At 49.0% G+C, this 12024-nt stretch carries 13 protein-coding genes; 8 read left to right on the top strand and 5 right to left on the bottom strand.

Annotated elements, in window-relative coordinates:
- Nucleotides 1–5: 5 nt before the first annotated feature.
- The 5 genes from hutU to hutC form a co-directional block, all read right to left on the bottom strand.
- Nucleotides 6–1694, bottom strand: a complete 1689-nt coding sequence (hutU, locus tag BUQ98_RS04735) for a urocanate hydratase (RefSeq protein ID WP_074212729.1) — start codon at nt 1692–1694, stop codon at nt 6–8.
- 2 nt (nt 1695–1696) lie between these two features.
- Nucleotides 1697–2707 (bottom strand): formimidoylglutamase, encoded by a 1011-nt coding sequence (hutG, locus tag BUQ98_RS04730; protein ID WP_074212728.1) that lies wholly within the window; start codon nt 2705–2707, stop codon nt 1697–1699.
- A complete protein-coding gene (gene hutI, locus BUQ98_RS04725) occupies nt 2704–3927 on the bottom strand; it encodes an imidazolonepropionase (protein WP_074212727.1) in 1224 nt (407 codons plus the stop codon). The genes hutG and hutI overlap by 4 nt, the downstream gene beginning before the upstream one ends.
- A 152-nt stretch (nt 3928–4079) precedes the next feature.
- Nucleotides 4080–4871 (bottom strand): substrate-binding periplasmic protein, encoded by a 792-nt coding sequence (locus BUQ98_RS04720; RefSeq protein WP_083605199.1) that lies wholly within the window; start codon nt 4869–4871, stop codon nt 4080–4082.
- A 53-nt stretch (nt 4872–4924) separates the two neighbouring features.
- Entirely contained in the window at nt 4925–5629 is a 705-nt protein-coding gene (gene hutC / locus BUQ98_RS04715) for a histidine utilization repressor (RefSeq protein ID WP_074212725.1), read from the bottom strand.
- Between the two features lie 255 nt (nt 5630–5884).
- Between hutC and thrS the strand changes: the two genes are divergently transcribed.
- The 8 genes from thrS (at nt 5885) to BUQ98_RS04675 (ending at nt 12023) form a co-directional block, all read left to right on the top strand.
- Nucleotides 5885–7813, top strand: coding sequence for a threonine--tRNA ligase (thrS, locus tag BUQ98_RS04710; protein ID WP_074212724.1), 1929 nt, complete (start codon nt 5885–5887; stop codon nt 7811–7813).
- Nucleotides 7814–7816: 3 nt separating this feature from the next.
- Nucleotides 7817–8362 (top strand): translation initiation factor IF-3, encoded by a 546-nt coding sequence (gene infC / locus BUQ98_RS04705; RefSeq protein WP_074212723.1) that lies wholly within the window; start codon nt 7817–7819, stop codon nt 8360–8362.
- Between the two features lie 95 nt (nt 8363–8457).
- Nucleotides 8458–8652: a 50S ribosomal protein L35 gene (gene rpmI, locus BUQ98_RS04700; protein WP_025673304.1), complete on the top strand. Its 195-nt coding sequence runs from the start codon at nt 8458–8460 to the stop codon at nt 8650–8652.
- A gap of 36 nt (nt 8653–8688) precedes the next feature.
- Entirely contained in the window at nt 8689–9042 is a 354-nt protein-coding gene (gene rplT / locus BUQ98_RS04695) for a 50S ribosomal protein L20 (RefSeq protein ID WP_025673305.1), read from the top strand.
- A 255-nt stretch (nt 9043–9297) separates the two neighbouring features.
- Entirely contained in the window at nt 9298–9930 is a 633-nt protein-coding gene (locus tag BUQ98_RS04690) for a class I SAM-dependent methyltransferase (protein ID WP_083605198.1), read from the top strand.
- Nucleotides 9931–9991: 61 nt separating this feature from the next.
- On the top strand, nt 9992–10936 hold the full coding sequence (locus BUQ98_RS04685) for a phosphotransferase enzyme family protein (protein ID WP_074212722.1): 945 nt from the start codon (nt 9992–9994) through the stop codon (nt 10934–10936).
- Nucleotides 10933–11223, top strand: coding sequence for a hypothetical protein (locus BUQ98_RS04680; RefSeq protein ID WP_074212721.1), 291 nt, complete (start codon nt 10933–10935; stop codon nt 11221–11223). The genes BUQ98_RS04685 and BUQ98_RS04680 overlap by 4 nt, the downstream gene beginning before the upstream one ends.
- Nucleotides 11220–12023, top strand: a complete 804-nt coding sequence (locus tag BUQ98_RS04675; RefSeq protein WP_074212720.1) for a PhzF family phenazine biosynthesis protein — start codon at nt 11220–11222, stop codon at nt 12021–12023. The genes BUQ98_RS04680 and BUQ98_RS04675 overlap by 4 nt, the downstream gene beginning before the upstream one ends.
- Nucleotide 12024: the final 1 nt, after the last annotated feature.

The following is a 12024-nucleotide window of genomic DNA, read 5'->3' as shown; positions in this document are numbered from 1 at the left end:
TTAGCTTAGCGCAGCGGTTGGTTGGATAAGTCCAACAGCGGCAGATCGAGTTGTTCTTCTTTGGCGCAATCAATGGCAATGTCGTAGCCGGCATCGGCGTGGCGCATTACCCCGGTCGCGGGGTCGTTTCGTAGCACGCGTGCCACACGCTGATGGGCATCATCTGTGCCGTCACAGACAATCACAACGCCAGAATGTTGTGAAAAGCCCATACCGACGCCCCCACCATGGTGCAATGACACCCAGGTAGCCCCTGATGCCGTGTTTAGCATCGCGTTGAGTAATGGCCAATCTGACACCGCATCTGAACCATCAAGCATGCCTTCGGTTTCACGGTTCGGGCTTGCGACTGAGCCTGAGTCTAAGTGGTCACGGCCAATTACCACGGGTGCTTTGAGCTCACCATTTTTCACCATGTCGTTAAAAGCGAGGGCCAAACGCGCGCGATCTTTGACACCCACCCAGCAAATTCGTGCGGGTAAGCCTTGGAATTGAATGCGCTCTTTGGCCATATCCAGCCAGTTGTGCAGGTGTGGGTCGTCCGGGATCAGCTCTTTGACTTTCTGATCGGTTTTATAGATATCTTCTGGATCGCCCGACAGTGCCGCCCAGCGGAACGGGCCAATTCCTTGGCAGAATAACGGACGAATGTAGGCTGGCACAAACCCTGGGAAATCAAAGGCATTATCAACCCCCACTTCGAGCGCCATTTGGCGAATGTTGTTGCCGTAATCCAGGGTCGCCGCGCCACGAGTTTGCAGATCAAGCATCGCTTTTACTTGCACGGCCATTGACGCTTTCGCCGCTTTCACAACGTCCGCTTCGTTTTCTTTGCGCTGTGCCGCGGCTTGCTCCATAGTCCAGCCCTGCGGCAGGTAGCCATTGAGAGGATCGTGGGCTGAGGTTTGGTCGGTGACCACATCGGGGGTGATATTGCGTTCCACCAGCTCTGGGAAGATATCGGCGGCATTACCCAATAAGCCAATCGATACGGGTTCCCCTGTTTGTTTAGCGTCTTCTATCATTCCTAATGCTTGGTCAAGTGATGTGGCCTTACGGTCGACGTAACCGGTACGCAGACGGTAGTCGATACGGCTTTCATCGCACTCAACCGCAATCATTGAAAAGCCCGCCATGGTGGCGGCAAGTGGTTGTGCGCCGCCCATACCCCCTAAACCGCCAGTTAACACCCAGCGACCTTTTGCCTCGCCGCCAAAATGCTTTTTAGCCACGGCGACAAAGGTTTCATAAGTACCCTGAACAATGCCTTGCGAGCCAATGTAGATCCAGCTTCCCGCGGTCATCTGGCCGTACATCATTAGCCCTTGTTTATCGAGCTCATTAAAGTGTTCCCAGTTTGCCCAATGCGGCACCAAATTAGAGTTGGCAATCAATACACGTGGCGCATCTTTGTGGGTGGGGAATACGCCCACCGGTTTGCCGGATTGCACCAGTAAAGTTTGATCGTCCTCTAAGCGTTTTAGCACCTCGACGATCTTATCGAAACATTGCCAGTTGCGCGCGGCACGGCCAATGCCACCATAAACGACCAAACCATTTGGATGCTCGGCCACGTCAGGGTGCAGGTTATTCATCAGCATGCGAAGTGGTGCTTCGGTTAGCCAGCTTTTGGCGTTCAGTGTCGGCCCGGTTGGTGCTTTAACTGTACGTGAGTCAAAACGTGGATCCGTCATGGTTACTCTCCTTGGTCATGAATCTGGGGCGACGACGCGTGTAGCATGGCCCACGCCATACGCGCCGCTAAGCGACTGGTTTGTTGGTCGCGATCATAGTGGGGGTTAACTTCAGTGATATCGCAAATAGGCACAGGGATCTGCTGTTGCTGAGCGTCGATAAATACATGCCGAATAAGCGGCTCAATCACGTGTACAGGCACTCCGAATGCGGCAGGGGCGCTGACACCCGGCGCGGCACTGGCGGGAAACACATCCATATCTAAGGTCAGATAGAGATAATCACAGCCTTGGATAAATTGCGTTAATTTGGTTTTTAATGCCGGTACGGCATCTGCATCCATTTGTGTGTCTTCTTCAACCCAGCAATTGAGCTGATCGGCTTTGTCGAAAAGTGCTTGGGTATTACTGGTGCGACTCACACCCAAGCAGGCGTAATGGAATGGCCAGCCTTTTTGCTCACAATATTGTGCAATTTGCGCGAAGGGTGTGCCTGAGCTGCCGGCTTCGCTGAGCCCTTGTGGCGTACGCAAGTCAAAGTGTGCATCAAAGTTAATGATGCCAATCTTGGGTGCCTGTTGGGATGGAACATGGCGCGACACGTAACTGGATAAGCCTTGAAAGCTGGCCCACGCCGTTTCATGTCCGCCACCCAGTGTCAGTACATTGTGTTGGGGAAGTGTATTTGCAATCTGTGCGCTTAGGCTTTGCTGCGCTAAGACAAGATCACCGTCGTCACAGGCGATAGTGCCACCATCAAATAATGGCGGACATTGATGCCAAGCGAGGTTTGCGAGTGCTTGACGGATAGCATCCGGTGCCAGCGCCGCACCTTGACGACCTTTGTTGCGCGCGACACCTTCATCACAGGCAAAACCGTAGATCACCACGCCGCCTTGTTCACAAGAAGGCGTGTATGCGGTAACCGCTTGGTGCAAACGCAGTCCGCGATCGCCATCCTCAGGATCAACACGCCCTTGCCACCGCGTCATATCAGCTGGTAAGTGTTTCATCCTCGGATCCCTTGGTTGTCATACCATGCTCCACTCACAACACGTCCAGCGAGAGGGGCGGTACCGACCATGTAGCTTAGCTCAGCTGGGGATTGGCAATGCCAAACAGCAAAATCAGCATCAAATCCAACAGCGATTTGGCCTTTGTTGTCTAGCCCCATGGCTTGCGCAGCATGGCGGGTGACGCCGTAGAGATTCTCTTTAGGCGTCAATCTAAAAAAGGTGGAGGCCATATTCATCATCAGGGTTAAAGAGGCAAACGGCGAGGTGCCCGGATTGAAATCGGTAGCGATCGCCATCGGCACGTGGTTATCACGCAATGCTTGAATCGGGGGATGCTGAGTTTCACGCAGAAAGTAAAACGCGCCAGGGAGCAAGGTCGCAACCGTGCCGAACTCTGCCAAAATCTGAGCGTCGGCTTCTGACAGGTATTCAATATGATCAACCGACAAGGCGCCTGCCTTTGCGGCTGCGACACTGCCGCCGAGATCGCTTAGCTGTTCGGTGTGAGCTTTAATTTTTAATCCATGTGCATTGGCTGCGGCATACACTTTTTCTGCTTGGTCGACGCTAAAGGCTATTTTTTCACAAAAGACGTCTACCGCATCAGCCAGTTGTTGTTCTGCAGCGGCAGGAATTAGCGTATTACAAACAAACTCAATGTAATGATCGGCATCATGTTGATATTCAGGTGGCAGTGCGTGCGCGGCTAACAAGGTGGTGGAGACGTTAATCGGCAAATGCTGCTCAATGGCGCGTGCGACGCGCAGCATTTTTAGCTCGTCCTCAAAAGTGAGGCCATAACCTGATTTTACCTCGATGGTTGTCACACCGTCTCGCATGAGTGCTTCAGCGCGGGGTAGCGCAAGCGCAATTAGCTCGTCCTCGCTGGCTGTGCGAGTGGCGTTGACGGTGGATAAGATCCCACCGCCTTGCTCAGCAATGGTTTGGTAAGGCACACCGTTAAGGCGCTGCTCGAATTCACCGGCGCGATTGCCTGCAAACACTAAGTGAGTGTGACTATCGATAAGCCCCGGCGTGACTAAGCCGCCATTTAACGACTGCTTGGGCCAATCAAGTTGCTTGGCTTGCTCTCCTAGGGCGACAATTGTCCCGTTCTCGACGGCGATCGCAGAGTCTGGCTGGCATTGATAGCCAGACTCTTCGCTAATCGCGCTCGCCATACTGATTACGTTTGCCTCGGTAAAGACCTTTTTCATGGTGAATACCTTGCTACTCCATAAATGTCTATACAAATGTATAGACAAATAAGAGGCCGGACACAAGAGGGGATGTGAAGGTTTTGTGATCAGTTCGATCGTTTTTCGGTCATGGACGAGAGGTTTAACGTGGAAAGAGGAGGGTGTGAGCCTTAATCATAAGCGCCAGCTTTGAAGTCTGAAACCAACTCATCGTAGCGGCCGGATTGATGCAAGCGTTCTAGCCCTTGATTGAGCGCTGAGATGTACTCATCAGTTTGTTCAATTTCTCTACTGATTAGCACATGCAGTGAGGTGACGCGAAAAGGGCGTGCATGGTGAACGATATTACCACGCTCTTGTTCGTCAAAGTGTTGTCTGAGTACCCGCTCGGCAATGAGGCTGTTACTGATCACAATATCGATTCGGCCTCCGAGTAGCGCACGAAAGTTCTGCAGCTCGGTGGTGGTGGTTTGGTAGTTAATTTGTAATCCGCGTTTTTGCATTTGCTGCAGCATGTATTCATCAAGATAACCACGGTTAACACCGAGCTTTATTCCCTCCAAATCAGCTTCTTCTTGCCAATCAAATGCATAGTGCTTGCGGTGATAAAGGTAAACCTGCTCAGGAAAGATGGGCGCTGAGTAGACAAAGTATTTCTCACGTTCCGCCGTGTAGCCCCAAGCAACAGAGCCGTCCCAGTAGCCACTTTTTGCCATCACATAGGCGCGTTTCCACGGGAAAAAGCCATAGTGAACGCGATAACCACTTAGCGAGGCCGCTTCATCAACAATATGGCTGATAAGGCCTCGGTGTTTAGTCTTTGCAGACATTAGCGGGGCGAACTCGCCACTCGTAAGGCGGATGATTTTGTCTTTGGCACCAGCGTGAGGAGTGAACAGCATCCCAACGATCACGATGGATAGACAATATCGGCTGAATAGCGTTAGAGCACGCGCAAGCATTTTGTTACCCCGATACACGACCTTTCAACAAGCATAGCTTAGAGGGGGATAGACTACCTGTCTGTGCGTGACGTTAGCTTATAACGTGAACCAGGATGGTAGAGTAATGCCGCACTAACCAATGTTTGCTGGCTCCAGGTGCGGCGCTGTAATAACAGACAGGGTTCGTCTGATTTCATCGCAAGTGCTTGATGAATAGACGGTGTGGCACTGATCGCCTCCACTGTGTGCTCAATAGTATTGACGGGACAAACCGTGGATAGGTATTCATTCGGGGTGGTTTGGTTAAAGTCTTGTTCTAAGTAGGCGGGTGCCAATGCTGGGTTCACCCAACGTTGCTCGAGCTGTAAAGGCATGTCATCACCATAGTGAACAATTTCACTATAAAAGACATCTGTTCCTAGCATCACGCCCAAGCGCATTGCGACATCAACGGGAGCGGATATACGCTTCAAGGCATGAATGACACTGTGATAGGTTTGGCCCCTTGCCGTCACCTCATCAGCAATATTACGTATGTCCATTAGGGGGGATTCCGCTTTTGGCTCAGTCACAAAGGTGCCTAACCGAGGCGTACGTTCCAGTAGCCCATCAGTCACCAAGTCACGAACCGCCTTATTGACTGTCATCCGGCTAACGTTGAATAGATCACACAGCTCGTACTCGGTCGGAATCCGTGTACCCACTGGCCAAACCCGCGTCTCAATTTTCTCTTCAATGTAGGCTTTGATTTGTTGATAACGAGGCGCATTGGCCATACGGATTCCTTTTTTATATTGTGTATACAAATCAGGGTTAATGAAGTCTCGCGTAAAATCAAGTGAATGATAGAAAACTTGATTGTGTATCACGCTGATTCCCGCGCAGAAATTATTGTTGGGATGACTTGCATCACAAATGCGGGATCTTCATAATCGACATTCTATTCTCGCACTGTGCGGTTACTTACTAATCGCCCAAATACACTTCATGTGCCACTTGGTGTGTGGCACCACTGAGAAGGATTGTTATCAATGCCTCTAATTACTCTCCCTGACGGCAGTCAGCGTTCTTTTGACCATGCGGTTTCTACCCTCGACGTTGCCAATGATATTGGGCCTGGCCTGGCTAAAGCTTGTATCGCGGGCCGTGTTGACGGCAAACGCGTTGATGCGTGTGATTTGATTGATCACGATGCGCAACTCGAAATCATCACCGCAAAAGACGATGATGGGCTTGAAATTATTCGCCACTCGTGTGCGCACCTTTTAGGTCATGCGATTAAGCAACTTTTCCCTGATACCAAAATGGCGATTGGCCCAACCATCGATAGCGGTTTCTATTACGATATCGATATGGATCGCTCGCTCACCCAGGATGACCTGGATGCGATCGAAAAGCGCATGAAAGAGCTGGTGAAAACCAAGTATCAGGTTGTGAAGAAAACGGTCAGCTGGCAAGAAGCACGTGATACCTTTGAGTCACGTGGCGAACCGTACAAGATCGAAATCTTGGACGAGAACGTATCACGCGATGACCGCCCGGGCTTGTATCACCACGAAGAATATATCGATATGTGTCGTGGCCCGCATGTGCCGAACATGAGCTTTTGCCAGAACTTTAAAATTTTGAACGTGGCTGGCGCGTATTGGCGTGGTAACAGCGACAACAAGATGCTGCAACGTATATACGGCACGGCCTTTCCCGATAAAAAGCAACTGAAAGCACACCTTGTGCGTTTGGAAGAAGCGGCGAAGCGTGATCACCGTAAACTGGGTAAGCAGCTTGATTTGTATCATATGCAGCAAGAAGCCCCAGGGATGGTATTCTGGCACCATAACGGCTGGACCATCTTCCGTGAACTTGAGCAATTTATCCGTGCGAAGCTGACTGAATACGACTATCAAGAAGTCAAAGGCCCGCTGATCATGGACCGCGTATTGTGGGAACGCTCTGGTCACTGGGACAAATACGCCGATTACATGTTCACCACCCAGTCAGAAAGCCGTGAATATGCACTCAAGCCGATGAACTGCCCGGGACACGTACAGATTTTCAACCAAGGGTTGAAGTCTTATCGTGATTTACCGCTGCGTATGGCAGAATTTGGGAGTTGCCACCGTAACGAGCCATCAGGCGCATTACATGGTTTGATGCGTGTGCGTGGGTTTACTCAAGATGATGCACATATCTTCTGTACGCCAGAACAAGTACAAAAAGAAGTCAGTGCGTGTATTGAAATGGTCTACGAGACGTACCAGACCTTTGGTTTCAACAACATTGAAGTTAAGCTTTCTACACGTCCAGAAACACGTGTTGGCTCTGACGAAATGTGGGATCGTGCCGAAAAAGCACTGCACGAAGCCTTGACGGCGATGGCGATTCCGTTTGAAATCCAAGAGGGTGAAGGGGCGTTCTACGGGCCTAAAATTGAGTTTACTCTCCATGATTGCCTGGATCGTGCATGGCAATGTGGTACAGTACAGCTTGATTTTGCGCTTCCAGAGCGCTTAAGTGCCACGTATGTGGGCGAAGACAACGAACGTCACACTCCTGTGATGATTCACCGTGCTATTCTCGGTTCGTTGGAACGCTTTATCGGTATTCTTATTGAAGAATATGCGGGGCACTTCCCAACGTGGTTATCTCCACAACAAGCTGTTGTGATGAATATCACGGATAAACAAGCAGATTATGCGCAAGAGATTGCGAAAAAACTGCAAAAAGCTGGATTTAGAGCCTCTGCGGACTTGAGAAACGAGAAGATTGGCTTTAAAATCCGCGAACACACTTTGAAGCGTGTTCCGTATATGCTCGTTTGTGGTGACCAGGAAATGGAAGCTGGCGAAATCGCAATACGGACCCGTAAAGGTAAAGATTTGGGTAAAATTAAGATTGATGACTTCCTAGCGCAACTGCAGCAAGAAGTGCAAGATCGAACACTCAATATTGTGGAGGAATAAGGTATTAAAGGCGCAAGAAAAGCCCCGGCAAAGAAAAACGCTCATCGTCTAAACAACGAGATTCGTGGTGTAAAAGAAGTTCGACTGTCTGACGACAGCGGCGAACAACTCGGTATCGTCCCTTTTGATGAAGCACTCGCCAAGGCAGAAGAGGCGACTCTTGATTTGGTTGAGATCAGTCCGAACGCTGAGCCGCCGGTTTGTCGTATCATGGATTACGGCAAATTCCTTTACGAGAAGAGTAAAGCTGCGAAAGAGCAGAAGAAAAAACAAAAGACTATTCAGGTTAAGGAAGTAAAATTCCGTCCTGGCACAGATGTAGGCGACTATCAGGTAAAACTACGCAACCTGGTTCGCTTCATTGAAGAGGGTAACAAGGTCAAGGTTACTATCCGATTCCGCGGTCGCGAAATGGCGCACCAAAGCATCGGTGTTGACGTGCTGAACCGCTTGAAGGAAGACACAGCTGATATCGCATTAGTTGAGAGTTTCCCTACTCGCATCGAAGGCCGTCAAATGATCATGGTCCTGGCCCCAAAGAAGAAGTAATTTTGGCTTCCAAGTAACAAGCGGCTGCGCCTGCTAGGTGCAGCCGTTTTGTTCGCCAAGTTGCTATATTATTAACACAATGCGGAGTTATCATCATGTCTAAGATGAAATCCAACAAAGGTGCTGCTAAGCGTTTCAAGAAAACCGCTGGTGGCTTCAAGTACAAGCGTGCAACCAAGCGTCACATTCTGACTAAACGTACTACTAAGAACAAGCGTCAGCTGCGTCCAAATGCTGTTCTGCCTGCGTGCGAAAACGCGCAAGTAGCTCGCATGCTGCCATACGCATAAGTTTTTAGTTTTATAATTTAGTTTAGGAGAGAGACAATGGCTCGCGTAAAACGTGGTGTACAAGCTCGTGCACGTCACAAGAGTGTAATGAAGCAGGCGAAAGGCTACTATGGTGCGCGTTCACGCGTTTACCGCGTAGCGTTTCAGGCGGTAACGAAAGCAGGTCAATATGCTTACCGTGACCGTCGCAACAAGAAACGTCAATTCCGTCAACTGTGGATCGCGCGTATCAACGCTGCGGCTCGCCAAAACGGTATGTCGTACAGCCGTCTGATTAACGGTCTTAAAAAGGCATCTATCGAAATCGATCGTAAGATCCTTGCCGATATCGCGGTATATGACAAAGCAGCATTCTCTGTGCTGGTAGAAAAAGCGAAAGCTTCACTGTAATTTTTACAGTAAAGAATTGCTAAAAAAGGAGAGCTTCGGCTCTCCTTTTTGCTATCTATTTCCCGCCTATATAATTATGCTCCATACATAGAAAGTGTGCGCTCTAACCAACTACCCACGTATATCAATGTGATATTCTGCCTAGAAAATAGGATGTCTATGTCATTCCTTTTCTAGAGCAAATGTGTTTTTACTGAGCATTGTTGAGCTATTGACTACATATATGCCATCACATATGGCTAGAGAGGTAATAGCATGACAATTGTAAACAAATGGGAAGCGTTTTCTGAAAGCTTCGAACAGAAAAACACCTATGTTGTTGGTCAAGCCATTATAGATACAGTAAAAGCAAAACTTGCCGAGTTAGATAACCTCGGGGTAGTGCTTGAGCTAGGTTGTGGAAATGGTACGTATACGAGTAGCCTTGTCCACAGTGCAACATCAATCCTAGCAACTGATTTATCAGAGAAAATGGTCGAAACCACAAAGCAGCGCTTTCAAGGCTATGAAAATGTTCGTACAGGTGTTGCCAACTGTGCACAGCTGCCATATTCAGATGATCAGTTTGATACAGTGTTGATGGCCAACCTTTTGCACATCATTCCCTGTCGACATGCAGCACTACTTCAAGCAAAGCGAGTATTAAAGCCTGGTGGTCGACTGATTGTGATGAGTATGACCCAATACAGCATGAGCGTATTCCGACAGCTTGGGCTTATGTATCGTTATATCAGAATGTACGGGAACAAGCCTGCCGGTGCGATTAAACTCACGCCGCAAAGGACACAACAGTATCTTGATGCGGCGATGTTTGAGGATGTTCAAATCCAGATCCTAGGAAATAGAGTAAAGGCGTTGTATGCAGAAGCTGTAAAAGCGCGCCCTTAATAACAGATACTTAGAGCGAGAGGTGCAACTCATCAATGCTAGAGAATTGAATAGACTGTTAATGCATTGGCCTTGCATCGGTCAATGTTCGTCGATTGAAAAAATTGAATGCGGAGCAGTGAATGTTACGTACAAGATTCATGCTGCGCGTGTTTTCTTTTTACGCTGCTATCAAACGTTAACTGACGATCAAATCTTACAGTCTCATCAGATTCAGCGCTCGTTAGCAACCCAGCTGCCGTTTGTGGTTGCTCCCTGCTTCACCGACAAAGAGTTAACGTTGATCAAATTTAATGGTGCATCTTACGCTTTGTACCCTGCTGCTCATGGGAGATCCGTGAGTGAACTCTCGTCAGTTCAGGCTCAATCGGCGGGTTTTGCTCTCGCGCAAGTGCATAGTGCGCTTGCTCTGCATGATGGTAGCGCCTTTCCGACTATCACCCTTCACTGGGAAAAAGAGGCTTGGTTACTCAAATTAGAAACGATCATTAAACGAATTAGTCAGGCATCTAGCTGCGAAGACAGCTATTGGGCGATGCGCCGTGTTAAACAACAGAGAGAGCACTTGGCGAGTAATAACAGTGAGCACCAATATGAGATAGCCACTCAACGTCAGCTAATTCACGGCGACTACCATCAGGCTAACCTCTTTTTCGATAGACATAGCGCAGTATCAGGTCTGATCGATTGGGATTTATTACAGAACATGCCACCGGCTTATGATGTGATACGGGCATGTGCATATATGTTTCAAATGGACCCGCTGTTATCAAGTGCCTTTATTGATGGATATACGTTGCAATTACCACTGACTGGCGAGGAACTGATAGATGGAGCCAGAGCCTGGGGTATGTATGCGGATCATCATATTTGGCCGCTAGAGCAGGTGTACTTGCATAATAATGTTGCTGCAAAGCGCTTTATTCCTCATCAAGATTTTGTGCCTTTTTCTCAGCAGTGGTGTCGTGTCGCTCACCACCTAAAAAACGATAAGGATATACGATGAACCAATATGTCTTTTTTTGTCAGCCGAATCACTGTGACCAATTTACTTACTTGGTTAAGGAAAACCCCAACTACCTCGTTGAAAAAAATGCATTGTTAGAGCAGGGGTTGATCATCGAAGGGGATGTGATTGTTGCCGATTGTGCGGAGACGGCGATTGAAAAATTTCGCCAGATTAATCTCAATGCAATCGAGGATTACATACAACACGATCCTACCGTTGGCTTTACGACCTTTATGATAGAAATGTATCGTTCATTGCGTTGTCGGCTTGGAATGAAATCATGATTGTCGATATGTATCAGGTTGATGCCTTTAGTGCGTCGTTATTTCAAGGTAATCCGGCTGGCGTGTGCATCTCGACCTCCATGCTGGATGAAGCAACCATGTTCGCTATTGCTGACGAGATGGCTGTCTCTGAAACCGCATTTCTTTCCTTGGATACCATGTCCTTACGCTGGTTTACACCGAGAGTTGAAGTCGCACTCTGCGGTCATGGCACGCTTGCAACAGCACATATTTTAGTTGAGCGTGGTGACGTAATGCTGGGTGACAGTGTCACGTTTAAGACGCAGTCTGGGCCTCTTGACGTGACGGTTCAACGCGAGGGAATAGCGATGGCATTTCCTGTTTCTGAGCTTGCAGAAGTAACGCCAAACCCATCGCGACTAGAAGCTTTAGGTCTACATGGCTCTGTTATCCGCGCGAGTTATTGCTTTGGTGAAAAAGAGCTATTGGTGGTTGATTCTGAAGACGATGTAAAAGCGCTGTCTCCTGATTTTGCCGCGCTAAATACGCAGCCTGGACGTGGCGTGGTGGTAACTGCGACAAGCTCTGATAATACGGTCGATATTGTCTCTCGCTACTTCGCCCCTTGGGTGGGGGTGAATGAAGACCCAGTGACAGGATCCGCACATTGTGCGCTGGCAGCCTATTGGTCACAAGCTCTGAGTAAAAAGCAGCTTATCGGTTATCAAGCGTCCGCGCGCGGTGGGCAGATCAAGATGACGCTTAGCGACGATCATGTGTTGCTACAAGGCCAAGCAGTGACCGTATTTGGCGGAAAGCTGGATTTGAGCAAGAAGTAGT

Source organism: Salinivibrio sp. ES.052 (assembly GCF_900141775.1).
Lineage (GTDB): Bacteria > Pseudomonadota > Gammaproteobacteria > Enterobacterales > Vibrionaceae > Salinivibrio.
The sequence above is the reverse complement of the archived record's forward strand: the minus strand, read 5'-3'. Positions and strand labels throughout refer to the sequence as shown.

Coding starts and splice junctions, on each gene's coding strand:
- hutU (WP_074212729.1), bottom strand. CDS start 1,694: ATGACGGATCCACGTTTTGACTCACGTACAGTTAAAGCACCAACCGGG.
- hutG (WP_074212728.1), bottom strand. CDS start 2,707: ATGAAACACTTACCAGCTGATATGACGCGGTGGCAAGGGCGTGTTGAT.
- hutI (WP_074212727.1), bottom strand. CDS start 3,927: ATGAAAAAGGTCTTTACCGAGGCAAACGTAATCAGTATGGCGAGCGCG.
- BUQ98_RS04720 (WP_083605199.1), bottom strand. CDS start 4,871: ATGCTTGCGCGTGCTCTAACGCTATTCAGCCGATATTGTCTATCCATC.
- hutC (WP_074212725.1), bottom strand. CDS start 5,629: ATGGCCAATGCGCCTCGTTATCAACAAATCAAAGCCTACATTGAAGAG.
- thrS (WP_074212724.1), top strand. CDS start 5,885: ATGCCTCTAATTACTCTCCCTGACGGCAGTCAGCGTTCTTTTGACCAT.
- rpmI (WP_025673304.1), top strand. CDS start 8,458: ATGTCTAAGATGAAATCCAACAAAGGTGCTGCTAAGCGTTTCAAGAAA.
- rplT (WP_025673305.1), top strand. CDS start 8,689: ATGGCTCGCGTAAAACGTGGTGTACAAGCTCGTGCACGTCACAAGAGT.
- BUQ98_RS04690 (WP_083605198.1), top strand. CDS start 9,298: ATGACAATTGTAAACAAATGGGAAGCGTTTTCTGAAAGCTTCGAACAG.
- BUQ98_RS04685 (WP_074212722.1), top strand. CDS start 9,992: ATGCATTGGCCTTGCATCGGTCAATGTTCGTCGATTGAAAAAATTGAA.
- BUQ98_RS04680 (WP_074212721.1), top strand. CDS start 10,933: ATGAACCAATATGTCTTTTTTTGTCAGCCGAATCACTGTGACCAATTT.
- BUQ98_RS04675 (WP_074212720.1), top strand. CDS start 11,220: ATGATTGTCGATATGTATCAGGTTGATGCCTTTAGTGCGTCGTTATTT.